General features: G+C 66.7%; 20 protein-coding genes. 8 read left to right on the forward strand and 12 right to left on the reverse strand.

Going from position 1 to position 23,739, the window contains the following annotated elements; translation table 11 throughout:
- Nucleotides 1–7 precede the first annotated feature (7 nt).
- The 5 genes from NF616_RS04935 to NF616_RS04955 all read right to left on the reverse strand — a co-directional run bounded on the left by NF616_RS04935 (nucleotide 8) and on the right by NF616_RS04955 (nucleotide 5,765).
- Nucleotides 8–796 (reverse strand): ABC transporter permease, encoded by a 789-nt coding sequence (locus NF616_RS04935; protein ID WP_252271940.1) that lies wholly within the window; start codon nucleotides 794–796, stop codon nucleotides 8–10.
- On the reverse strand, nucleotides 793–1,701 hold the full coding sequence (locus tag NF616_RS04940; protein ID WP_252271941.1) for an ABC transporter permease: 909 nt from the start codon (nucleotides 1,699–1,701) through the stop codon (nucleotides 793–795). Before NF616_RS04940 ends, NF616_RS04935 begins: the two co-directional genes overlap by 4 nt.
- A complete protein-coding gene (locus NF616_RS04945; RefSeq protein ID WP_252271942.1) occupies nucleotides 1,698–2,738 on the reverse strand; it encodes an ABC transporter ATP-binding protein in 1,041 nt (346 codons plus the stop codon). The genes NF616_RS04940 and NF616_RS04945 overlap by 4 nt, the downstream gene beginning before the upstream one ends.
- 770 nt (nucleotides 2,739–3,508) lie before the next feature.
- Entirely contained in the window at nucleotides 3,509–4,681 is a 1,173-nt protein-coding gene (gene ubiM, locus NF616_RS04950) for a 5-demethoxyubiquinol-8 5-hydroxylase UbiM (protein WP_252271943.1), read from the reverse strand.
- Nucleotides 4,682–4,754: 73 nt separating this feature from the next.
- Nucleotides 4,755–5,765 (reverse strand): AraC family transcriptional regulator, encoded by a 1,011-nt coding sequence (locus NF616_RS04955; protein ID WP_252271944.1) that lies wholly within the window; start codon nucleotides 5,763–5,765, stop codon nucleotides 4,755–4,757.
- 117 nt (nucleotides 5,766–5,882) lie between these two features.
- Here NF616_RS04955 and NF616_RS04960 point away from each other — a divergent pair, with 117 nt between their 5' ends.
- The gene (locus NF616_RS04960; RefSeq protein WP_252271945.1) at nucleotides 5,883–6,806 is read left to right on the forward strand and encodes an SdiA-regulated domain-containing protein; all 924 of its coding nucleotides are present in this window, start codon (nucleotides 5,883–5,885) and stop codon (nucleotides 6,804–6,806) included.
- A 47-nt stretch (nucleotides 6,807–6,853) separates the two neighbouring features.
- Here the strand turns inward: NF616_RS04960 and rpiA are convergent, their stop codons facing one another.
- From rpiA to NF616_RS04985, 5 genes are all read right to left on the reverse strand, one after another.
- Nucleotides 6,854–7,525, reverse strand: coding sequence for a ribose-5-phosphate isomerase RpiA (gene rpiA, locus NF616_RS04965; RefSeq protein WP_252271946.1), 672 nt, complete (start codon nucleotides 7,523–7,525; stop codon nucleotides 6,854–6,856).
- Between the two features lie 64 nt (nucleotides 7,526–7,589).
- The gene (locus NF616_RS04970; protein ID WP_252271947.1) at nucleotides 7,590–8,726 is read right to left on the reverse strand and encodes a calcium-binding protein; all 1,137 of its coding nucleotides are present in this window, start codon (nucleotides 8,724–8,726) and stop codon (nucleotides 7,590–7,592) included.
- A 120-nt stretch (nucleotides 8,727–8,846) separates the two neighbouring features.
- A complete protein-coding gene (locus tag NF616_RS04975) occupies nucleotides 8,847–9,992 on the reverse strand; it encodes a calcium-binding protein (protein WP_252271948.1) in 1,146 nt (381 codons plus the stop codon).
- A gap of 100 nt (nucleotides 9,993–10,092) precedes the next feature.
- Nucleotides 10,093–11,229, reverse strand: a complete 1,137-nt coding sequence (locus NF616_RS04980) for a calcium-binding protein (protein WP_252271949.1) — start codon at nucleotides 11,227–11,229, stop codon at nucleotides 10,093–10,095.
- A gap of 130 nt (nucleotides 11,230–11,359) precedes the next feature.
- Nucleotides 11,360–12,472: a calcium-binding protein gene (locus tag NF616_RS04985; protein WP_252271950.1), complete on the reverse strand. Its 1,113-nt coding sequence runs from the start codon at nucleotides 12,470–12,472 to the stop codon at nucleotides 11,360–11,362.
- A 190-nt stretch (nucleotides 12,473–12,662) separates the two neighbouring features.
- Between NF616_RS04985 and ilvA the strand changes: the two genes are divergently transcribed.
- The 4 genes from ilvA to NF616_RS05005 are packed head-to-tail and all read left to right on the forward strand — an operon-like array spanning nucleotide 12,663 to nucleotide 16,347.
- Nucleotides 12,663–14,177, forward strand: coding sequence for a threonine ammonia-lyase, biosynthetic (gene ilvA / locus NF616_RS04990; RefSeq protein WP_252271951.1), 1,515 nt, complete (start codon nucleotides 12,663–12,665; stop codon nucleotides 14,175–14,177).
- 9 nt (nucleotides 14,178–14,186) lie between these two features.
- Nucleotides 14,187–14,627 (forward strand): DUF2269 family protein, encoded by a 441-nt coding sequence (locus NF616_RS04995; protein WP_252271952.1) that lies wholly within the window; start codon nucleotides 14,187–14,189, stop codon nucleotides 14,625–14,627.
- The gene (locus tag NF616_RS05000) at nucleotides 14,627–15,883 is read left to right on the forward strand and encodes a DoxX-like family protein (protein ID WP_252271953.1); all 1,257 of its coding nucleotides are present in this window, start codon (nucleotides 14,627–14,629) and stop codon (nucleotides 15,881–15,883) included. The genes NF616_RS04995 and NF616_RS05000 overlap by 1 nt, the downstream gene beginning before the upstream one ends.
- Entirely contained in the window at nucleotides 15,880–16,347 is a 468-nt protein-coding gene (locus NF616_RS05005) for a DUF2269 family protein (protein WP_252271954.1), read from the forward strand. Before NF616_RS05000 ends, NF616_RS05005 begins: the two co-directional genes overlap by 4 nt.
- A gap of 128 nt (nucleotides 16,348–16,475) precedes the next feature.
- Here NF616_RS05005 and NF616_RS05010 read toward each other — a convergent pair whose 3' ends face one another.
- Entirely contained in the window at nucleotides 16,476–17,129 is a 654-nt protein-coding gene (locus NF616_RS05010) for a histidinol-phosphatase (protein WP_252271955.1), read from the reverse strand.
- A gap of 145 nt (nucleotides 17,130–17,274) precedes the next feature.
- Here NF616_RS05010 and NF616_RS05015 point away from each other — a divergent pair, with 145 nt between their 5' ends.
- Nucleotides 17,275–17,754, forward strand: a complete 480-nt coding sequence (locus tag NF616_RS05015) for an RNA pyrophosphohydrolase (RefSeq protein ID WP_252271956.1) — start codon at nucleotides 17,275–17,277, stop codon at nucleotides 17,752–17,754.
- Nucleotides 17,755–17,773: 19 nt separating this feature from the next.
- Nucleotides 17,774–20,053, forward strand: coding sequence for a phosphoenolpyruvate--protein phosphotransferase (ptsP, locus tag NF616_RS05020; RefSeq protein ID WP_252271957.1), 2,280 nt, complete (start codon nucleotides 17,774–17,776; stop codon nucleotides 20,051–20,053).
- Nucleotides 20,054–20,076: 23 nt separating this feature from the next.
- On the opposite strand, the gene NF616_RS05025 is transcribed toward ptsP, so the two are convergent.
- The gene (locus NF616_RS05025) at nucleotides 20,077–21,105 is read right to left on the reverse strand and encodes an AraC family transcriptional regulator (protein ID WP_252271958.1); all 1,029 of its coding nucleotides are present in this window, start codon (nucleotides 21,103–21,105) and stop codon (nucleotides 20,077–20,079) included.
- Nucleotides 21,106–21,209: 104 nt separating this feature from the next.
- Here NF616_RS05025 and NF616_RS05030 point away from each other — a divergent pair, with 104 nt between their 5' ends.
- Complete coding sequence (locus tag NF616_RS05030; protein WP_252271959.1) at nucleotides 21,210–23,597, forward strand: penicillin acylase family protein; 2,388 nt, start codon at nucleotides 21,210–21,212, stop codon at nucleotides 23,595–23,597.
- Nucleotides 23,598–23,739 lie beyond the last annotated feature (142 nt).

The raw sequence follows: 23,739 nt of genomic DNA on the forward strand, positions 1-23,739 counted from the left end.
CTGGCTCCTAGCGTTTGCGTTGGCCGAGGTAGTACGACAGGGTGACGAACAGGATGGACAGCACGAGCATGATCGAGGAGATCGCGTTGATCTTCGGCGAGATGCCCATGCGAATGGAGCTGAAGATGTACACCGGCAGGGTGGTCGAGCCGGCGCCGGCGACGAAGTAGGTGATGACGAAGTCGTCCATCGAGATGATGAAGGCCAGCATCGCGCCGGAGAGGATGCCGGGCAGCAGCAGCGGGAAGCTGATCCGCCAGAACGCCCTCCAGGGCGAGGCGTACAGATCGGCGGCGGCCTCCAGCAGGCGCGGGTCCATGCCTTGCAGGCGCGCGCGGATCGGCAGGTAGGCGAACGGCGTGCAGAACACCACGTGGGCGATGAGGATGGTCAGCAGCGACAGCTTCAGGCCGATGAAGGCGAAGAACATCAGGATCGCCACCGCGCAGACGATGTCCGGCACCAGCAGCGGCAGGCCGAGCACGCCCTGCAGCGCACCCTGGCCGCGGAAGCGCCGGCCGTGCATGCCCAGCGCCGCGAGGGTCGCCAGGCAGGTGGAGATCAGCGTGGCGCACACCGCGACGATCAGCGAATTCTTCGCCGCCCGCAGAATCTCCGGGTCGTTCGCCACCACGCCGTACCACTTGAAGCTGAACCCTTGCCACAGGGTGGCCGACTGGCCGGCGTTGAAGCTCAGCGCCACCAGTACCAGGATCGGGATGTAGAGGAAGGCGAAGAACGTCCAGGCCACCGGCCGCACGCCGGTGAAGCGCCACAGCGGACCCTGCAGGTTCATGCGCGCACCTCCTGGCCGCGCTGGCGCAGGCCGTTGAACAGCAGGGCCAGCAGCACCAGGCTGAACAGCGAGAAGGCCAGCGCCGCACCCAGCGGCCAGTTGTGCCCGGAGCCGAACTGCAGTTGCACCAGGTTGCCGATCATCAGCGCCTTACCGCCCCCGAGCAGCTCGGGAATGATGTAGTTGCCCAGCGCCGGGATGAACACCAGGGTGGCGCCGGCCAGCATGCCCGGCAGTGCCAGCGGCAGGATCACCCGCTTCAGCGCCTGCCAGCGGTTGGCGCCGAGATCGAAGGCCGCCTCCACCAGGCGCCAGTCGAGCTTCTCCAGGCTGGTGTAGATCGGCAGCACCATGAACGGCAGGAAGCTGTAGAGCAGGCCGATCATCACCGCGCCGCTGCTGTACAACAGGCCGACGCTGCCCTCGGGCACGCCGAACACGCCCAGCGCGCCGTCCACCAGCCCGCCGTTGCGCAGCAGCAGCATCCAGGCGTAGACCCGCACCAGCAGGTTGGTCCAGAACGGCACGGTGACCAGGAACAGCAGCAGGTTGCGCTTCTTCTCGCTCTGCAGGGCCAGGTACAGCGCGGTGGGAAAACCGATCAGCAGGCAGCCGACGGTGGTCGCCACGGCCAGCCAGAAGGAGCGTTGGAAGATGCCGAGGTAATCGGTGTTGAACACCAGGTTGTCGTCGAAATCGCGCTCGTAGAAGAAGCTGATGTAAGCCTCGGCCGAGTATTCGCCCCACTTCACCCCGCCGTACTCGCCGGGCTGCAGGAAGGACACCAGCAGCATGATCGCCAGCGGCGCGACCAGGAACACCGCCAGCATCGCCATGCCCGGCGCGATCAGGCCCAGGCGGCGCAGTAGCTGGCGGCGCTCGGCCAGTTGCCGCGGCGTACTCATTCGCTCAGCACCCGGATGGCGGCGGCCGGCACCTCCAGCCGCACCGGCGCGCCACGCTGCAGCAGCGGGCGCACGCCGCAACCGTTCTGTTCGCGTACGCGAAAGCCCGACTGCCCGGCGACTCGCAGCAGGTAGAGGGTGTCGGTACCGATATACACCACCTCCTCCACCTCGCCGGCCAGGTTGCCGGATTCACTCAGCGCCACCCGTTCGGGGCGGATGGCCAGGGTCACCGCGCCCTGGGCCGAGCAATGGCTGGGCAGTGTCTGACCGTCGGCCAGCTGCAGCTGCTCGCCGATGGCCTGGGCTTCGAGGAAATTGGTCTCGCCGATGAAGTCGGCCACGGTGCGGTTCGCCGGGTTTTCGTAGATCTCGCTCGGCGTGCCGACCTGGAGGATGCGCCCCTTGCTCATTACCGCGATGCGGTCGGACATGGTCAGCGCTTCTTCCTGGTCGTGGGTGACGAAGATGAAGGTGATGCCGGTCTCGGCCTGCAGGCGCTTGAGCTCGATCTGCATCTCCTTGCGCAGCTTCATGTCCAGCGCCGACAGCGACTCGTCGAGCAGCAGCACCTTGGGCCGGCTGGCCAGCGCGCGGGCCAGGGCGATGCGCTGCTGCTGGCCGCCGGAGAGCTGGTCGGCGCGGCGACCACCCACATCCGGCAGCTTGACCAGCGCCAGCATGCGCTCCACCGTGGCGGCGATCTCGGCCTTGGGCTTGCCCTGCATTTCCAGACCGAAGCCGATGTTCTGCGCCACCGTCATGTGCGGGAACAGCGCATAGCTCTGGAACACGGTGTTGACCGGGCGGCGAAAGGGCGGGAGGTCCTGCATCGGCTCGCCGTACAGGCGGATCACCCCGGCGCTGGGCTGCTCGAAGCCGGCGATCAGCCGCAACAAGGTGGTCTTGCCGCAGCCGGACGGCCCCAGCAGGGTGAAGAATTCGTTGTCGCGGATCTCCAGGGAGACCTCGTCCAGGGCCTTCATGCCCGGGCCGAACTCCATGCTCAGGGTTTCGATCGAGATCGCACTGCTCATCCGCGAATAGCTCCTAACCAATTGTTTTTATTGGTGATTAAGAGGCAGGAAGCGGCCAGGTGGCCTTGGATCGATTCTAGGCAGCGCCGCGCCGACGGCAGAACGATAGATGCGGTCAAAAGGGGATAGATGTGGCCAAGTTGGTGGGCCGTTCATGCAGGACGATTACCGAGCGCGCAAATACTTTTGGTTTTCGCCCCTCCGGGCGAGTCACTTTCTCTTGCCTGGCCAAGAGAAAGTAACCAAAGAGAAGGCCACCCCTACATTCGGCCACGGCTACGCCGTGGTTCGTTCACTCCATCGTCGCTCCAGGGGCACGCAGCGAAGGGCCTTCCATGGCCCATCGCTGCTCTCGCGGCATCCATGCCGCTCAACCCCTTCCACAACGATTCCACTCACCCTCCTGAAGGGGACTTGGCGCTGCCAGATGGTTTGCCTGGGCAGAGCAGAGACAGGAACAGAACTTATACGAACTCGGAGCAGAACCCCCGTCAGGAGGCCGAGTGGAGGTGTCGCGCAGGGGGACGAGCCGCATGGATGCGGCGAGAGGCTTAAAGGGCCATGGATGGCCCTTGTAAGCCGGCCCCCGGAGCGGCACCGGAATGAGGGGAGTCTGGCCATAGGCCAGACCCGGATGCCGGGCGCGCTTTCTCTTTGGTTACTTTCTCTTTGCGCGCGCAAAGAGAAAGTGACTCGCCCAGGAGGGCGAAACCAAACATTTAATGGCGCTCGGTATTGAGCGCGGCGCCAAGCCCAAGAAAGGTTCTATCTCACGCTCTCGCCGTCAGATGCCGCGCAATCCCCTTCTTCAACGGCAATAACCCCTGAGCTACCCGCAATCCCGCCCCGCGCAGCAGCTTCAGCGGCAGGCGGTCGTCGGTATAGACATCCACCAACAGGTTGGTGGCCTGGTACAGCGGCCAGGTCGCCAGGCGGTGCTGGCGCTCGTAGCGGGACAGCACCGCCGGCGCGGCGATGTCTTCGCGACGGGCATGGGCGGCCAGCACCGCCGCGCTGAGCCGCTGCACGCTGCCTAGGCCGAAATTGAAGCCGTGTGCGGTGACCGGGTGCATGCCGACGGCGGCGTCGCCGATCAGCGCGCAGCGCGGGCCGACCAGCTTCTCGGCATAAGCACCGATCAGCGGGTAGGCGTGGCGTTCGCTGGCCAGCTGCATGGCGCCCAGGCGGCGGTCGAAGCGGCGCTCCATCTCGCGGGCGAAGGCCTCCTCGTCCAGCCCGCGCAAGCGTTCGATCTCGCGCGGAGGTAGGGTCAGCACCACGGAAGACTGGTTGCCGTTTAGCGGCAGCAGGGCAAGGGTCTGGCCATAGCCGAACCATTCCCAGGCGGTCTGCCGGTGCGACTGCTCATGGTCCATGCGGCACACCAGCATGCTCTTGCCGAAGTCCTTGAGGCGGGCGCCGATACCCAGCTGGCGGCGGGTCTCGGAGAAGCGGCTGTCGGCGGCGACCAGCAGGCGCGTGTGCAGCACCTCGCCGTCGACCAGCTCCAGTTCGACTTCGCGCTCATGGTGGCGAATGGCACGCACGCTCGCCTCGCAGCGCAGCTGCACATCGGCGCACTCGTTTACCGCTTCATAGGCGGCGCGGCGGATCGCGCGGTTGGCGACCAGATGGCCGAGGCGCTCGGCACCGGCCTGCTCGGCGCGGATCTTCAAAGCGAACAGCGAGGGGCCGTTGAGCACCTGGGCGTCGCGCAGCACGGCGACCTCCTCCGCCGGCAGGCGCTGCCACAGGCCGAGTTTTTCCAGCAACGCCTGGGAACCATATGTCAGGGCGATCTCGCGACCATCGAAGGCCGGTTCGGCCAACGCCTGCTCGGCCTGGCGTTCGAGCAGAACGACCGAAAGACCATGCCCGGACAGGGCGCGAGCCAGACACAGGCCGGCCGGGCCGGCGCCGATAATGACGACATCGTGGATCATGCAATGGGCTCCGCGCAGGTGAATGCGCGGCAGTCTAGAACCGCGGCTGCGGCCGCTTCTTGTCCCCGATCAATCAGCGGCGCAGTTCGCTGGGCGCCAGCCCGCTCCAGCGCTGGAAGGCGTGACGGAAGCTGGCGGTCTCGCTGTAACCGAGCTCTTCGGCGATCAGGTAGATCGGCTTGTCGGTGTTGAGCAGCAGCTGGCGCGCCTTGTCGTAGCGCACCTCGTCGAGCAGGTGCTGGAAGCTGGTATCGAGCTGCTGGAGATGGCGGCGCAGGGTGCGCTCGGAACGGTGCAGACGGGTGGCGACACGCTCCAGACTGGCGCACTCGATCAGGTCGCCGGCCAGTTGCTGGCGGATCAGGTCGCGCAGGTCGTGGCGGCTGTGCAGCTGCGCCTCCAGTTGCATGCACTGTTGCAGGCCATGCTGGTGGCTGACCGGGTCGGCCAGCGGCAGTGGCCGCTCGAGCAGCGCCGGGTTGAAGCACAGCGCATTGCAGCCGGCGTCGAACTCCACCGGGCAGCCAAGCTTCTCGCTGTAGCTGGCGGCATGGGCCGGCGCCGGATAGGCCAGCAGCAGACGGCGCGGACGTACGGACTCGCCGAGCAGGTCCTGCACCACGGTGAGCAGCGAGGCCAGGCACAGCTCGATGTTGAACAGGTTCAGCGTCGCATCGTAGCGGTAGCCGGCGGCGGTCAGGCGGACCTCGTCGCCGACCGGCTGCAGCGCCAGCTGGAAGTAGGTGCCGAGCAGTGCCGGGTGGGCGATGGCCAGGCGCAGCGCCTCGCCGAGATTGCGACTGGCCAGCAGGGTGTAGCCGAGCATGCCGTAGGCCGAGACGTGCATGCGCTTGCCCAGCAGCAGCCCGAGAGCCGGGTCGGCGCTGGCGGCCAGGGCATTGGCCAGCACGCGCAATTCCTGGGCGTGGCTGATCAGGCGGGTCGGGGTTTCCAGGTCTTCGGCACGAACGCCGCTGCCGTCCAGCACCCGTTCGGGCGCCACGCCCATGCGCTGCAGCACCTGCACGGCCAGGGCGACCGTGTGCAGGGTGGTCAATACTCGCTCTTCCGGTAACACTGCCATGACTGCCGTTCCGCTGCGGTGGTGTTCGGTAACTCGCCTTCGTCCCGATTCAGCATCTTAAGCTTCAATTCAGCTGCGGCTGTTTTCATGCAGCCTCCCTGAATCGGAAACTCGTCCATGCGCCGCCTGACCCAAGCTCGCGTCCTGCTGCCCACCCTGGCATTGCTCTTTCTCGTGGCCCTGCTGGTGGTTGCCCAGCAATGGCGTCTATTCGAGCGCGGCTGGTTCGCGGTGCAAGAATGGCGCCATGCGGCGGAGTGGCGCGACCGCTCGATCTGGCTGCCGGACTATCGCGCCAGCATCCAGGCCCGGCCGATCGAGGGGCTGAGCGCGGATGTGTCGGCGCTGACCTTCGATCCGGACCGGCGCAGCCTGTTCACCGTGACCAACAAGGACGCGCAGATCATCGAGCTGTCGCTGGACGGCCAGATCGTGCGGCGCATTCCGCTGGTCGGCTTCGGCGACCCGGAAGCCATCGAATACATCAGCCGCGACCTCTACGTGATCACCGACGAGCGCCGCCAGCGCCTGTTCCGCGTGCACCTGAACGACGACACCGATTTCGTCGACGCCGCCGAGTCGGAGCAGCTGTCGCTGGGCATCGGCTTGAACGGCAACAAGGGCTTCGAGGGCCTGGCCTACGACGCCACCAACCACCGCCTGTTCGCCGCCAAGGAGCGCGACCCGGTGAGCATCTACGAGATTCACGGATTCCCCCACACCAATCCGGACAAGCCCTTCGCCGTGCACGTGGTGGAAAACTCCGAGCGCGACGCGCGCCTGTTCGTCCGCGACCTCTCCAGCCTGCAATACGACGAGGGCAGCGGCCACCTGCTGGCGCTGTCGGACGAATCGCGCCTGGTGATCGAGATCAACTCGGACGGCCGCCCCATCAGCACCCTGTCGCTGCTCGGCGGCCAGCATGGCCTGGAGAGCAGCGTGCCGCAGGCCGAGGGTGTGGCGATGGACGACCAGGGCGGCCTGTACCTGGTCAGCGAGCCCAACCTGTTCTACGTGTTCGAGAAACAGGCGGCGCGCTGAAACGAAAAGACCCGGCCTGGGCCGGGTCCTTCATGCCTGCAAGGCGATCAGGCCTTCAGCGTCTTCACGCCCTCGGCGGTGCCGAGCAGAAGCAGGTCGGCCGGGCGCGCGGCGAACAGGCCGTTGGTGACCACGCCGACGATGGCGTTGATGTCCGCCTCCAGCTTCACCGGATCGACGATGCTCAGGTTATGCACGTCGAGGATGATGTTGCCGTTGTCGGTGACCACGCCCTCGCGGTATACCGGGTCGCCGCCCAGCTTCACCAGCTGGCGCGCCACGTGGCTGCGGGCCATGGGGATGACTTCCACCGGCAGCGGAAAGGCGCCGAGCACCGGCACCAGCTTGCTGCCGTCGGCAATGCAGATGAACGTCTTGGCCACCGCCGCGACGATCTTCTCGCGGGTCAGCGCGGCGCCGCCGCCCTTGATCAGGTTGAGGCGATCGTCGCTCTCGTCGGCGCCGTCGACGTAGAACTCCAGGCCGTCCACCGCATTCAGGTCGTACACCGGGATGCCGTGGCCCTTGAGGCGCGCAGCGGTGGCTTCGGAGCTGGCCACGGCGCCGTCGAAGGCCATCTTGTGCTGGGCCAGGGCGTCGATGAAGCAGTTGGCGGTGGAGCCGGTGCCGACGCCGATCACGCTCTTGCTGTCGAGCTGCGGGAGGATGTGGTCGACGGCGGCCTGGGCCACCGCCTGCTTGAGCTGATCCTGGGTCATGACGCTTCTGCCGGGCGGGAAAAACGCGATTATAGCCGCGCTGCCCACCCGGCCGCAGCGCTTCTCATCCGCCGGCGCGGCCGAGCAGAGCCCCTGCGGCCAGCACCAGCCCCAGAAAGCCGTCGGCCTCGACCGCCGGTGCGGCGCCCGCGCAACAGTCGCCCGGCGTACTCAGGCTGACCTGCGGCGGAGTCGCCGGCGGCAGTCCCACGCGCTGGCGGATCGCCGCTTCGTCCAGCACGGTGCCGTCGTCGAAGCGGATCTTCTCGATGACGAAGGCCTTGTCGAGAAAGTAGTTGTGGAGGGTGATGCGCTGATTGGTGTTCAGCTCCAACACCAGGCTGCCGCGCTCCCAGCCGGTGATTCTCATGTACGCGGGGCTTTCGTCGCCGCGAATATGCAGGGTGTCGATGTTGCCCGGCGTGGTGTCGTAGTCATGGATTTCGGTGAGGCTGATTTCAGCGTGGCGCCAATCGGAGTCGACACGGTAATAGTCGCCGCCGGGTCCGCCGAACAGGCGATCGCTGCGGTGCGGGCTGATGGCGAGTGACGGACTCTCGCTATTGCCGGCATTGAGGACATCGCTGTAGCGGCTGCCAATCAGCAGATCGTGTCCCCAGCGCGCCGAGAGGTAAGTCGCCTGATCCCCCGCCGCGAGATGATCGCTCTTCTCGCCCCCGCTCAGACGGATGCGATCTTCGGTATAGCTCGGCGGTTCGTCGGCATGAGGCACGGGTGCCGGATCGACGTGAAAGACGCGCAGTATGTCCTTGTCGGTCAGCACTTCACCGTAGAAGCGGAAGCGCTCGATGCGAAAGGCCGGATCGAGGAAGAAACTGCGGATGATGACCACGTCTTGGTCACCGCCACCTCCCCGTATATGCAGATCATCGCCATGGCGTTCGACGCCCGCCACGTTTTCCGGAGACTCACCGAAGTCGAAGGTATCGACATTGCCTGGGGTGGGATCGAAATCGAGTATCTCCTGGGAACCGCCAGAGTACTGATTCATGTAGTAATCGTTGCCCAGCCCGCCGTAAAGACGGTTGGCGCCCGCGCCCGGGTAAAAGGCATCGGAGCCGGGACTGTCGATCAGGATGTCATTGCCGGCGCCGCCGACCAGGCGAGTGGGTTGTGCCGGGGCGACCAGAAGGTCGTCACCCGATGTGCCCTGCACGAGCAGGCGAGAGGGAGTGTCCATGGCGGGTCCTCGTGAAGTGGGTGGGAGGCGCGCCACTGCACGAAGGTCCGCCAGCTCGACGAGCATAGAGCAGCCGTTTACCGGCTGCCCATGGACGCCGAGCTGTTCGTCGGACGCCGCTCAGCCGCCGGTCAGGGCCGCGCCGGCGAGGAGCACCAGGCTCAACCAGCCATCGCTGACCGGCGGCTGCGCCTCGGCCACGCTGGAGTGGGCCGGCGTGAGCAGCCCGACCTGCGGTGCCTCGCGTGCGGGCAGGCCCATGAGTTCGCGCACATCGGCTTCATCCAGCACCGTGCCGTCGTCGAAGCGGATCTTCTCGACCAGAAAGGATTCGTGCAGGAAGTAGTTGGTGATGACGATGCGCTGCTCGTTCGGCAGCTCGAGCACCAGGTCTCCGGGGGGACCGCCATTGAAACGCACCGAGGCCAGGCCTATCCCACCCCGGATATGCAGGGTGTCTAGGTTCGGGCCGCTAGGGTCGAAATCGTAGATCTGCTGATGGCTGGTGTCCTCGCCGGTCACGACATCGACCTGGTAGTAGTCATCGCCCAGCCCGCCCAGAAGCCGATCTACGCTGGCGGCCCCGGGAAAGATGGGGGTAGACACCCCTCCATTCAGCAAGTCACCGCCGCTACCACCCAGCAATACGTCATTGCCGCTATGCCCCGACAGATGAGCCGCGGCTACGCTCCGCGGCACTTTCAACACGTCCGGGCCATTCGTGCCGTCGTAGCGCCGCAGGTTGCCGGTGTAGAGAATGGGCAACGGCTTGGGCGGGGCCAGTGGAAGCCCGTATCGGGACACCAGAAACCGCTCCTCCAACATATGCTCGCTATCCCAGTACCGGGTGCCGAAGCGGAATCTGGCCAGCTGGAAATCGGAGTGGAGGAAGAAATCCTTCAAGACGATTCTGCCCGGCTCGCCGTCGATGCCAATCATCAGGTCGTGACCCATCCGCTCGATAGGGTGGATCGACTCCCGCTCGGCATTGACGATGAGCGTGTCCCCAACCTCTTCCCAGGAGTCAGGCTCACCGAAATTGAAGATGACGTCGTATCCGCCGTTTTCCACATGGTGGACGTAGTAATTGACGTCGGGGCCGCCATACAGACTGTTGTGGCCACCGCCACCGTCAAGCGACGTCGAGCCGGGGCCGGCGAGCAGCACATCATCCCCCTCGCCACCGACCAGTCGACTGGGGGCGGGTTTGGAGACCAGCAGATCGTCACCTGGGGTACCTTGAATAAGTTCACGATGAAAACGCATGGCGAGTCCTCATGGAAACGGGATCGAGCAGCCTGCGCAGCGGCGCACGGCAGCTGGATTCAGGGGTGATCGATAAAAGGATTATTCGTCGTCGACCGGGTCAGACGCTGTGGGTCAACGCAGCGCCTGCAGCCAATACCAGGCTCAGCAAGCCATCCGACGAGGGCTCGAGCCTCTCGAGGGTGCTCAGGGGTATGGGTGTGCTCAGACTCGCCTGCGGTGATACGGGCACAGGCAAGCCCATGCGCTGAAGGACATCGGTCTCGTTCAGGACCGTACCGTCGTCAAAGCGAATTTTTTCGACCTTGAAGGACTTGTCGAGGAAGTAATTGATAATGACGAGGCGATGGCCATAGCCCGTCTCTACCATCAAATCATCCGATGGCCCCTTGCTGAAACGCATCAGAGACGGGTCAAACGCTCCTTGAAAATAAAGCGTGTCGACATTGCCCGGCGCGGGATCGTAATCGTAGATCTGGTTGTTGACTGGTTTGCCATACATCTCCAGCTGGACCTTGTAGATGTCATCCCCCGGCCCTCCGTAAAGCTGGTTCCAACTGATTTCGCCAAAGTGGTAATACTCGCTGAAGCCGCCATCGAGCACGTCACCATGGCGACTGCCGATCAGGATATTGTCGCCTCGCCAGCCCTTCAGATAGGTCGCCTCATCCCTCGCCACGAGGCGTGAAGCCCACACCGATTGGAGTACGACCAGGTCACCCGTGTGATAGTAGAAATTGTCACTGGCTGCATAGGCCCTGGTTGGATCGAGATGAAAACTGCGCATCACCTGATCGTCGCTCACCACGGTGGAGCCAAACCGGAATCTTTCGATACGAAACACGGGGTCACGGAAGAAGTACTTCACAACCACGACGCCTGGTTCACCGTTGATGCCGATCAGCAGATCGTCACGGGAGCGCTCGAGCGGACCGAACGACTCGAAGCCTTCGCCAATGATCAAGGTATCGAGCTGGCCACCACCCGGCGGCTCCAGCACATCGATATCGAGGATCTCATCACGCCCGCCGAGCGTCGGCTCGTAGACGTAGTAGTCGTTGCCGGCGCCGCCGTACAGGCGGTTATGACCTGCGCCACCGTTCAGCTCATCCGAGCCGGGGCTGTCGATCAGCACGTCGTTACCGTAGTCGCCGGATAGACGGCTGGGTTCGGGACGAGCGGCCAGCACATCGTCGGCATTGCTGCCTTGCACAAGCACGCGAGAAAAGTCGGCCATGATGAGCCCTCTAGATGGTTGGTAGGGAGACAGCCACTGCAAGAAGGTCGGCCGGGCCCGCCGGGCGCAGTAAGGCCATCCGAAGGCCGTCCTGCACCGCCAGGCTGATCGCCGACGAACCGATAGCCCGTTAGCCGCCCGAAAAGGCAACACCGGCGAGCAATACCAGGCTTAGCCAGCCGTCACCTGCCGGCGGCACCTCGACCGCGCTGGCAGGCGGCGGCATGTTCAGGCTGGCTTGGGGCGGTGATGCGGGCGGCGGCAGGCCCAGGCGCTGGCGGATCGCCGCTTCGTCCAGCACGCTGCCGTCGTCGAAGCGGATCTTCTCGACGACGAAAGCGCGGTCGAGAAAGTAATTGTCGATAACGATGCGCTGCTCGTTATACAGCTCGATGATCAAATCGCCGCCCACGGCTCCATTCATATAGACGCCCGCCGCCCCGCCGACATCGCCGCGGACCTGAAGGGTATCGACATTGCCGGGCGTGGGATCGTAGTCGTAGATCTGGTGGTCGCCGAAGTCGACAGCGGAGTCGACCTGGTAGTAATCATCGCCCGGCCCGCCGTACAGGCGATTCCAGTGGTTGTCGCCGAGAAACATCGGCTCGCTGCTGCCGCCGTTGAGCACATCGCCGTGGCGGCTACCGATTAGCAGGTCATTGTCGCCGCGGCCCAGCAGGTAGGTCGGCCGATCCGCCGCCACCAGGCGATTGGCAAACTCGTTGCCGGTCAGGCGGATCAGGTCGCCGGTGTAGCTCGGCGGGTTATCCGCGCTGCGGCCGAGCGGCATCGTCGGGTCGATCTGGAAGTTACGCAGCACCTGCTCATCGGTGATGGTGGTGGCGCCGAAGCGGAAGACTTCGATGCGGAACGCCGGATCGAGGAAGAAATACTTGACCGTCACCACGCCCGGCTCGCCGCCCAGGCCGATCAGCAGGTCGTCCCCGCGGCGCTCGAAGGGTCCGAATTCCTCCAGGCTTTCGTTGATGATCAGGGTATCGAGGTTGACGTTGACCCAGGACGGGCTGGGGTCGAAGTCGAGGATTTCGTCGCGGGCGCCGGAATAGCGGTCGTAGGTGTAGTAGTCACTGCCAGGGCCGCCATACAGGCGGTTGTTGCCGGCGCCGCCGTGCAGGGAATCGGAGCCGGGGCCGTCAATCAGGGTGTCGTCGCCATCGCCTCCTCTCAGCAGACTGGGTTCGGGCCGAGCGACCAGCAAGTCGTCTGCGGAGGTTCCGGGCACGGGCACACGCGTTGGAGCTGCCATGGCAAATCCTCGTGAAGTGAAGTGGGGAGGCACGCCACAACACAAGGGGCCTGAGCGGAATGACTGGCGCGACGGCGAAAGATTCCCAGCCGCCGGTCGGGTGGCCGCGTGCCGCTTCGGCGGAGTAGACTCCCCTCTCCCTCCTTCCGGCGCCGTGATACCCGTGATGCTCGAACAGTACATGAAGAAGATCCTCACCTCGCGCGTCTACGACGTCGCGGTGGAAACTCCGCTGCAACCCGCCCGCCAGCTCACCGAGCGGCTGGGCAACCAGATTCTGCTCAAGCGCGAGGATCTGCAGCCGGTGTACTCGTTCAAGATTCGCGGCGCCTACAACAAGCTGGCCCAGCTGACCGCCGAGGAACTGGAGCGCGGCGTGGTCACCGCCTCCGCCGGCAACCATGCCCAGGGCCTGGCCCTGGCCGCCAAGCACCTGGGCGTGAAGGCGACCATCGTCATGCCGCGCACCACCCCGGAGCTGAAAGTGCAGGGCGTACGCTCGCGCGGCGGCAAGGTGGTGCTGCACGGCGACGCCTTTCCCGAAGCGCTGGCGCATTCGCTGAAGCTGGTGGAAGAAAAGGGCTACACCTACATCCACCCCTACGACGACCCGCTGGTGATCGCCGGCCAGGGCACCGTGGCCATGGAGATCCTGCGTCAGCAGCCGGGCCAGCTGGACGCTATCTTCGTCCCGGTCGGCGGCGGCGGCCTGATCGCCGGCATCGCCGCCTACGTCAAATACCTGCGCCCGGAGATCAAGATCATCGGCGTGGAGCCGGACGACTCCAACTGCCTGCAGGCCGCCATGGCCGCCGGCGAGCGCGTGGTGCTGTCGCAGGTCGGGCTGTTCGCCGACGGCGTGGCCGTGGCGCAGATCGGCCAGCACTGCTTCGACGTGTGCAGGGATCACGTCGACGAGGTGATCACCGTCAGCACCGACGAGCTGTGCGCGGCGATCAAGGACATCTACGACGACACCCGCTCGATCACCGAGCCGGCCGGCGCGCTGGCCGTGGCCGGGATCAAGAAATACGTGAAGCGCGAGGGCCTGCAGGGCAAGGTGCTGGTGGGCATCGACTCGGGCGCCAACATCAACTTCGACCGCCTGCGCCACGTGGCCGAGCGCGCCGAGCTGGGCGAGAAGCGCGAGGCGATCATCGCCGTGACCATCCCCGAGCGGCCGGGCAGCTTCAAGGCCTTCTGCGAGGCGATCGGCAAGCGCCAGATCACCGAGTTCAACTACCGCTATCACACCGACCGCGAGGCGCACATCTTCGTCGGCGTGCAGACCCACCCGGAAAACGATCCGCGCCAGGCGCTGGTGGAGAACCTGCGCGAGCAGGGCTTCCCGGTGCTCGATCTGACCGACAACGAGCTGGCCAAGCTGCACATCCGCCACACCGTGGGCGGTCATGCTGCGGCAGTATCGGACGAGGTGGTGCTGCGCTTCGAGTTTCCCGAGCGCCCGGGCGCGCTGTTCAACTTCCTCAATCGCCTGGGCGGGCGCTGGAACATCACCATGTTCCACTACCGCAACCACGGCGCCGCCGACGGCCGCGTGCTGGCCGCGCTGCAGGTGCCGGAAGAGGAGCGCCAGCAGATTCCGCAAGCCCTCGACGCCATCGGCTACCCCTACTGGGACGAGACCGACAACCCGGCCTACAAGCTCTTCCTCGGTTAAGGAACACGGATGGAACACTACCAACTGCTGAAGTACGCCCACCTGATTCCCGCCGTACTGGTGCTGGCGGGCTTCATCGCCCACGTGTTCATGCTGTGGAAGGCCAGGCGCTCCGGCGATGCCGCCGTGCTGACCCGCAAGCTGCGCGTCACCCGCCTGTACAGCCTGCCGGCCCTGGGCCTGCTGGCGCTGTCGCTGCCGGTCAGCGGCTGGTGGCTGGTGCACACGGTCGGCCTGTCGCTGGGCGCCAGCTGGCTGCTGTTCAGCGCCGTGCTGTTCGCCGTGCTAGTGGTGCTCGGCCTGTTGCTGCACGGCCGCCTCGGCGCATGGCAGGCGGCAGCGGGCGGCGCGGTGCCGGCCGGGCTACTGCGCTTCGTGGTCGCCTATGCCGCGCTGATGCTGGTCGTGCTGCTGGCCATCTTCGCCCTGATGGGGGCCAAGCCGGCCTGATGCGCATCCTGCTGGTCGGCGCCGGCGGCTTCATCGGCCGGCATCTGCTCGACGCCCTGATTCTCGCCGGCCATACGGTGGTGGCCACCCGCCGCGCGCCAGACGCCACGCTGCTGCCGGGTGTCGAATGGCGCGGCCTCGACCTGCTGCGGCCGCAGGATTTCGCCTGGCCGGACGGCATCGAGCTGGTGATCAACGCCAGCGGCGAGCTCTCCACCGACGCCGCGCGCATGGATCGTCTGCAATACCAGGGCGCCTGCACGCTGTTCGAGCGGGCCCGGCAGCACGGCGCCGCGGTGCTGCAGATCTCCGCCCTCGGCGCCGGCGAGCATCCCGACGCCCCGTTCCTGGTCAGCAAGGCCCGGGCGGACGCGCTCCTGCTGGGGCTCGGCATTCCCGCCGTGGTGCTGCGCCCCTCGCTGGTGGTCGGCCCCGGCGGCACCAGCAGCACCTGGCTGCAGCGCCTCTCGCCGTCACCACTGATACCGCTGCTCGGCAACCGGGCGCGGCTGCAGCCGCTGCATATCGATGATCTCTGCGCCGCGGTGCTGGCGCTGCTGCGCGACTGGCCGGCGCAGCCGACCGTATTGCCGCTGGTGGGCCCGCGGGAGATGACCCAGGGTGAGCTGATCGACGCGCTGCGCGCCGCCCAGGGCTGGAAGCCGGCGCGCTACCTGAGCGTGCCGACACCGCTGGCCCGGCTGGGTGCGGCGCTGGGCGAGCGTCTCGGCTGGCAGGCACTGAACCGCCAGACCCTGCGCCTGAGCCAGCGCGACAACCTCGCCGACCCCGCAGCGCTGGAACAGGCCTGCGGCTATCGCGCGGCGCCCCTGGCGAGCCGCCTGCGGCACTGGCCACAGCCGGCGCAGAGTCTGGCCCTGGCGTTGCAGCCGCTGGCACTGCTGGTGCTGGCGCTGATCTGGCTGGGCACTGCCGTGGTCTGCCTCGGGCCAGGCTTCGACTGGGGCCTGCGGATCATGGCGGAGGCCGGTGTCGAAGGCCTGCCGGCGCGCCTGGCGGTGATCGGCGGCGGCCTGCTCGACGGCCTGCTGGGCCTGGCTCTGCTGCGACGCCGCTGGCGCGTCCGCGCGCTGCAGGCACAGATTGGCCTGATGCTGGCCTATAGCCTGATCATCAGCCTGCTGCTGCCCCATTACTGGTTCGACCCGTACATGGCGCTGGGCAAGAATTTCGCGGTCCTGCTGCTGAGCCTCTGGCTGCTGGGCCTTTCCGCTTCCTCGACGAGATTCCGATGAGCCTGTACCTGCTGCTCAAGACCCTGCACATTCTCTCCTCCACCCTGCTGTTCGGCACCGGGCTGGGGTCGGCCTATTACGCCCTGCGCGCCTGGCGCAGCGGCCAGCTGCAGGTGATCGCCACCACCTTCCGCCATCTGGTTACCGCCGACTGGCTGTTCATCGCCACCACCGCGGTGTTCCAGCCGTTCTCGGGGCTGGCCCTGGCCAAGCTCGCGGGCTGGCCGCTGAGCCAGGCCTGGCTGCTGTGGAGCGCGGGGTTGTTCGTGTTCGCCGGGCTGTGCTGGCTGCCGGTACTGTGGCTGCAGATCCGCGTGCGCGACATGGCCGCCGAGGCGCTGTGCGATGGCCGCGAGCTGCCGGAGCGTGCCCACCGCTACATGCGTATCTGGTTCGTGCTGGGCTGGCCGGCCTTCATCGCCTTCGTCGCGATCTTCTGGCTGATGGTGGCCAAGCCGCTGTGATGGCATGGGGCGGATCACGCTTAACCGATCCACTGGGTGGCATTCCACCGGGCGGCCCCCGTGTGGCGCTATTGGTGGATGAGCAGAGCGTCATCCACCCTACGTCTACCCGCGCTACGCGGCCCGTATCAACGCAGGCTGATCACCGGCCAGCCGCGCTCGACGGCGATGGCGCGCAGGGTGTCGTCCGGGTCGACCGCCACCGGGTGACTCACCGCCTCCAGCAATGGCAGGTCGTTGCGCGAGTCGCTGTAGAAATAGGCGTCCTCGAGGCTCTGCCCGGTCTGCGCCAGCCAGCGGTTGAGGTGCGTCACCTTGCCGTCCTGGTAGCAGGGCACGCCGTCGACCCGGCCGGTGTAGAGACCGTCCTGCATGCCGCATTCGGTGGCGATCAGCGTCTCGACGCCCAGGCGCGCGGCGATGGGCGTGGTGATGAAGCGGTTGGTGGCGGTGATGATCACCACCCGGTCGCCAGCCTCGCGGTGCTGGCGCAGCAGCGCCTCGCCCTTGGCCAGGACGATGGGCTCGATCACCGCGGCCATGAACTCGGCCTGCCAGCGCGCCAGCTCGGCGGCCTCGGTGCGGCTGAGGATGGCCTGGGTGAAGCTCTGATACGCCACCGCGTCCAGCCGGCCGGCGACGTAGTCGGCATAGAAGGCATCGTTGCGCGCGCGGTATTCGGTGGCGTCGACACACCCAGTCTCGCAGAGGAACTCGCCCCAACTGTGGTCGCTGTCGCCGGCGAGCAGTGTGTTGTCGAGGTCGAAGAGGGCGAGGCGCATGGCGTGGTACCTGGTTCGAAATGGCCGGAAGGGGCGCCAGAATAGCCGTTTTCATCCCCCCTGCCCACGGCGCATAGCCCGCGTTTGCTGCGCCCGCGAGCTTTGTGGAACAATGCCGGAACGTGCGTTTGCGAGGTGGTGTGCCGTGATCGATTCCGATGGTTTTCGCCCTAATGTCGGCATCATCCTGACCAATGATGTCGGCCAGGTGCTCTGGGCACGGCGAATCAACCAGGATGCCTGGCAGTTTCCCCAGGGCGGCATCAACCCCAACGAATCGGCCGAGCAGGCGCTGTACCGCGAGCTCAACGAGGAAGTGGGCCTGGAGCAGCAGGATGTGAAGATTCTTGCCTGCACCCGTGGCTGGTTGCGTTATCGTCTGCCCCAGCGTCTGGTACGCACCCACAGCCAGCCGCTGTGCATCGGGCAGAAGCAGAAGTGGTTCCTGCTGCGCCTGGTCGGCGAGGAAAGCCGCGTGCGCATGGACCTGACCGGCAAGCCGGAATTCGACGGCTGGCGCTGGGTGAGTTACTGGTACCCGCTGAATCAGGTGGTGACGTTCAAGCGCGAGGTCTATCGGCGCGCCCTGAAGGAATTAGCCCCGCGCCTGCTGGCGCGCGACTGACGGAGTTCGATAACGAGCCATGCTCAACACGCTGCGCAAGATCGTCCAGGAAGTAAACGCCGCCAAGGATCTCCGGGCGGCGCTGACGATCATCGTGCAGCGGGTGAAGGAAGCCATGGGCAGCCACGTCTGCTCGGTCTACCTGCTCGACCCCGAGACCAACCGCTTCGTGCTGATGGCCACCGACGGCCTCAACAAGCGCTCCATCGGCAAGGTCAGCATGGCGCCCAACGAGGGCCTGGTCGGCCTGGTGGGCACCCGCGAGGAACCGCTCAATCTCGAGCACGCCTCGGAACACCCCCGCTACCGTTATTTCCCCGAGACCGGCGAGGAGCGCTACGCCTCCTTCCTCGGCGCGCCGATCATCCACCACCGCCGGGTGATGGGCGTATTGGTGGTGCAGCAGAAGGAGCGCCGCCAGTTCGACGAGGGCGAAGAAGCCTTCCTCGTCACCATGAGCGCCCAGCTCGCCGGGGTCATCGCCCACGCCGAGGCCACCGGTTCGATCCGCGGCCTGGGCAAGCAGGGCAAGGGCATCCAGGAGACCCGTTTCGTCGGCGTTCCCGGCTCGCCCGGCGCCGCCGTCGGCACCGCCGTGGTGGTGTTGCCGCCGGCCGATCTCAACGTCGTGCCGGACAAGTCCATCGACGACATCGAGGCGGAACTCGTCCTGTTCGGCAAGGCCCTGGACTGGGTCCGCGAGGACATGCAGGAACTGTCGGCCAAGCTCGCCAGCCAGCTGCGCAAGGAAGAGCTGGCGCTGTTCGACGTCTACCTGATGATGCTCGACGACAACGCCCTCGGCAGCGAGGTGCGCAAGGTCATCAAGACCGGCCAGTGGGCCCAGGGCGCGCTGCGCCAGGTGGTGCTGGAGCACGTCAAGCGCTTCGAGCTGATGGACGATGCCTACCTGCGCGAACGCGCCTCCGATGTACGCGACCTCGGCCGCCGCCTGCTCGCCTACCTGCAGGAAGAGCGCAAGCAGACCCTGGTCTACCCCGACAACAGCATCCTGGTCAGCGAGGAACTCTCGCCGGCGATGCTCGGCCAGGTACCGGAAGGCAAGCTGGTCGGCCTGATCTCGGTACAGGGCTCGGGCAACTCCCACGTGGCCATCCTCGCCCGCGCCATGGGTATCCCCACGGTCATGGGCGTGGTCGACCTGCCCTATTCCAAGGTCGACGGCATTCAGCTGATCGTCGACGGCTACCACGGCGAGGTCTTCACCAACCCCAGCGAGCTGCTGCGCAAGCAGTACGCCGAGGTGGTCGAGGAAGAACGCCAGCTGGCCCAGGGCCTCGATGCCCTGCGCGAGCTGCCCTGCGAGACGCTGGACGGCCGCCGCCTGCCGCTGTGGGTCAACACCGGTCTGCTGGCCGACGTGAAGCGCGCCCAGGAACGCGGCGCCGAAGGCGTCGGCCTGTACCGCACCGAGGTGCCGTTCATGAACGGCGAGCGCTTCCCCAGCGAGAAGGAACAGCTGGCCACCTACCGCGAGCAGCTGGCCGCCTTCCACCCGCTGCCGGTGACCATGCGTACCCTGGACATCGGCGGCGACAAGGCCCTGTCCTACTTCCCGATCAAGGAAGAAAACCCCTTCCTCGGCTGGCGCGGCATCCGCATCACCCTCGACCACCCGGAGATCTTCCTGGTCCAGGTACGCGCCATGCTCAAAGCCAGCGACGGCCTGGACAACCTGCGCATCCTGCTGCCGATGATTTCCGGCACCCAGGAGATGGAGGAGGCCCTGCACCTGATCCACCGCGCCTGGGGCGAGGTGCGCGACGAGGGCGTGGACATCCCCATGCCGCCCGTGGGCCTGATGATCGAGATCCCCGCCGCCGTCTACCAGGTGCGCGAGCTGGCGCGCCAGGTCGACTTCCTGTCGGTCGGCTCCAACGACCTGACCCAGTACCTGCTGGCCGTGGACCGCAACAACCCGCGGGTCGCCGACCTCTACGACTTCCTCCACCCGGCGGTGCTGCACGCGCTGCGCCTGGTGGTCGACGGCGCCCACGCCGAAGGCAAGCCGGTGAGCATCTGCGGCGAGATGGCCGGCGACCCGGCGGCCGCCGTGCTGCTGCTGGCCATGGGCTTCGACTCGCTGTCGATGAACGCCACCAACCTGCCCAAGGTGAAGTGGCTGCTGCGCCAGATCAGCTCCACCCGCGCCAAGGAGCTGCTCGACCAGCTGATGACCATCGACAACCCGCAGGTCATCCACAGCACCCTGCACCTGGCCCTGCGCAATCTCGGCCTGGGCCGGGTGATCAATCCGGCGGCGGCGATCCAGAGCTGAGCGCGGGTCACAACCGCACAAGGCTATTCGCCCGCCATCTTCCCCCGATAGACATCCGGCGTGACGCCGTACCAGCGCTTAAACGCCCGGTAGAACGGCGACAGCTCGGCGAAGCCGCAGGCCCTCGCCACCTCGCGAATCGACTCGCCGGCCTGCAGCAGCTCCTGCGCCCTCGCCTGCTGTACCGCCTCGCGCACCTGGCGCAGGCTGGCGCCCTGAGCGGCCAGGCCCCGCTGCAGCGCACTTGGCTCCAGCCCCAGCTCGGCGGCGCAGGCGCGCAGCGAGCAGTCCGTCCGGCCCAGGTGCAGATCGAGCAGATAACGCAGCCGGTTGAGCAAGTCGTTTTCCACCAGCGCCGCCAGCTGCGCCTCGGCGTGTTGCCAGAGCAGGCGGTGCAGCTCCGGATTGGCATTGCGCGACGGGCGCCTGAGCTGACTGCCCGGGAACCACAGCGCGTCGTGGGCACAGCCGAAGTCCGGCTGCAGCCCCAGCAGGCGGCGATGTTCGGTCAGCTTTCTCGGCCGGGCATGGCGGAACTGCACCGCCAGCGGGCGGAACTCGCCATCGCTGATCAACCGCAGCAGCTTGATGAACAGCAGCACCAGACACTCCATCTGCTGGCGCAGCGGGCCGAAGCCGCGGTAGTTGATGTCCAGCACCAGGCAAGCGCGTTCGCCTTCGACCCGCAGCTGCGCGGCGAGGCCGCCGGCGAGGATGTGCTGGAAGCGCAGGAAGCTGTCCACCGCCTGCTGCAGGTCGCGACTGGCCAGCAGCAGGTAGCCGACCACATCGAGCAGACGCGGCTTCATCACCTCGCCCAGGTGCAGGCCGATGTCGGCATCGCCGGTCAGGGCGTCGGCGGCCTGCCAGAACAGCGGTGCCTCGTCGTGACTGAGGCGGCCTTCGCTGGGCGGCGGCAGCAGGCGGCGATACTGGTTGGCGCCGCGATAGATCGTCGCCGGCTCGTGACCGAGCTCGCTCAACGCCTCGTACAGCAAGCGCCGCAGGGTGGCGGATTGGCTCAGCGGGGCGAGATCGGCGGACGGGTACATGGCGGCTCCTCGGATTGACCGAAGAATTCCAGCCGCAAAGCCAGCGGTCAATGCCGCTGGCCAAAGCACTGCGCAGAATGGCCGCACAACAACAAGGAGGCGTCATGAAGCGCAGTCTGACCATTCTCGCCCTGGCCGTTGCCGCGGTCGCCGCGGGCACCGCCTGGTACATCGACAGCAAGCTCCCGGTGCGCGACGGCACACTGCCGCTCGCCGGCCTGCAGGCGCCGGTGGAGGTGCGCTACGACGAGCGTGGCGTGCCGCACATCGAGGCGCAGAACGAGACCGACCTGTATCGCGCGCTGGGCTTCGTCCACGCCCAGGACCGCCTGTTCCAGATGGAAATGCTGCGCCGCCTGGCACGGGGCGAGCTGGCGGAGATCCTCGGTGCCAAGCTGGTCGACACCGACCGGCTGTTCCGTACCCTCGGCATCCGCCAGCACGCCGACCGCTACGTCCAGGATCTGGACCGCGACAGCCCGGCGGTGAAGGCGCTGCAGGCCTACCTGGACGGCATCAATCAGTTCCAGGACAGCCGCCCGGCGCCGGTGGAGTTCGACCTGCTGGGCATCGACAAGCGCCCCTTCACCCTCGAAGACACCGTCAGCGTGGCCGGCTACATGGCCTACAGCTTCGCCGCCGCCTTCCGCACCGAGCCGGTGCTGACCCACGTGCGCGACCAGCTGAGCGCCGACTACCTGCGCGTGTTCGACCTCGACTGGCACCCCGGCGGCGCGGTCGCCAGCCGCTTGGGCGGCGAGGACTGGCAGGCACTCAACATGCTGGCGCGGCTCAGCCAGCAGGCGCTGGTGGAGGCCGGCCTGCCGCAGTTCGAGGGTAGCAACGCCTGGGCCGTGGCCGGCGCCCGCACCGCCAGCGGCAAGCCGCTGCTGGCCGGCGACCCGCACATCCGCTTCGCCGTGCCGGCGGTGTGGTACGAGGCGCAGCTGAGCTATCCGGGCTTCGAGCTGTATGGCCACCACCAGGCGCTCAACCCCTACGCCTCGCTCGGCCACAACCGGCAGTTCGCCTGGAGCCTGACCATGTTCCAGAACGACGATCTCGACCTGATCGCCGAGAAGGTCAACCCGGACAACCCGAACCAGGTGTGGGTCGGCGGCCAATGGGTGGAGCTGCAGAGCCGCGAGGAGACCATCCGGGTCAAGGACGGCGACGACCTGACCATCACCCTGCGCAGCTCGCCCCACGGCCCCATCGTCAACGACGCCCTCGGCGCCACCCCGGGCAAGACGCCGATCGCCATGTGGTGGGCCTTCCTGCAGACGGAGAACCCGATCCTCGACGCCTTCTACCAGCTCAACCGCGCCGACACGCTGGCCAAGGCCGGCGCCGCCGCGGCGAAGATCCACTCGCCCGGCCTCAACGTGATCTACGCCAACGCCCATGGCGACATCGGCTGGTGGGCCGCCGGCAAACTGCCGCAGCGCCCGGCCGGGGTGAACCCGAGCTTCATCCTCGACGGCAGCAACGGCGAGGCGGACAAGCCGGGCTACCTGCCGTTCGCCGCCAACCCGCAGGAGGAGAATCCGCCGCGCGGCTACATCATCTCCGCCAATTACCAGCCCGACTCGCCGACCGGCGTGGCGATTCCCGGCTACTACAACCTGGCCGACCGCGGCGAACGCCTGAATCAGCGCCTGGCCCAGCCGGACGTGAAGTGGGACACGCACAACAGCCAGGCCCTGCAGCTGGACGACGGCACCGGCTATGGCCCACGCCTGCTGGCGCCGATTCTCGACGAGCTGCGCATCGCGTCGACGAACGACGAGGAGCGCGCGCTGGTCGAGCAACTCGCCGACTGGGACGGCGGCCATCCGCTGGAATCCACCGCCGCCACCCTGTTCAACCAGCTGACCTTCGAGCTGGCCAACCAGGCCATGCGCGACGAGCTGGGCGATGCCTTCTTCGACAGCCTGCTACAGACCCGCGTGCTCGACGTGGCCCTGCCGCGCCTGACCGCCGACGCCACCTCGCCCTGGTGGGACAAGCGCGACAGTGAATCCGTGGAGAGTCGCGCCGACACGGTCAAGGCCGCCTGGCAGGCCAGCCTCGCTCATCTGCGCCAGAGCTTCGGTGCGGACAGCAGCCAGTGGTCTTGGGGCAAGGGCCACACCCTGACCCACAGCCATCCGCTGGGCGCGCAGAAGCCGCTGGACCGGCTGTTCAATGTCGGCCCCTTCGCCGCCCCGGGCGGCCACGAGGTACCGAACAACCTCTCGCACCGCGTCGGCCCGGCGCCCTGGTCGGTGGTCTACGGCCCCTCGACCCGCCGCCTGATCGATATGGCCGACGCCAGCAAGGGCCTGGGCATCAACCCGGTGGGCCAGAGCGGCGTGCCGTTCGACCAGCACTACGCCGACCAGGCCGAGGCCTATATCGGCGGCCGGTATGTGCCGATGCACTTCAGTGAAGAGGATGTGCAGGCCACTACCCGCGGCACGCTGCAATTGCAGCCGGCCGAAGCACTCTAGGTGCGCATGGCGCGCCCTACGAGCCAGGTCCGACAGGGCCGCAACATCCCGTAGGGTGCGCCGCGCGCACCACAAACACACGGGCCAGTCCCGACGACAGAAATGAAAAAGGCCGCCTGAGGGCGGCCTTTTTCATGCTGTG

It is taken from the genome of Pseudomonas subflava (genome assembly GCF_023823685.1).
Classification (GTDB): domain Bacteria; phylum Pseudomonadota; class Gammaproteobacteria; order Pseudomonadales; family Pseudomonadaceae; genus Aquipseudomonas; species Aquipseudomonas subflava.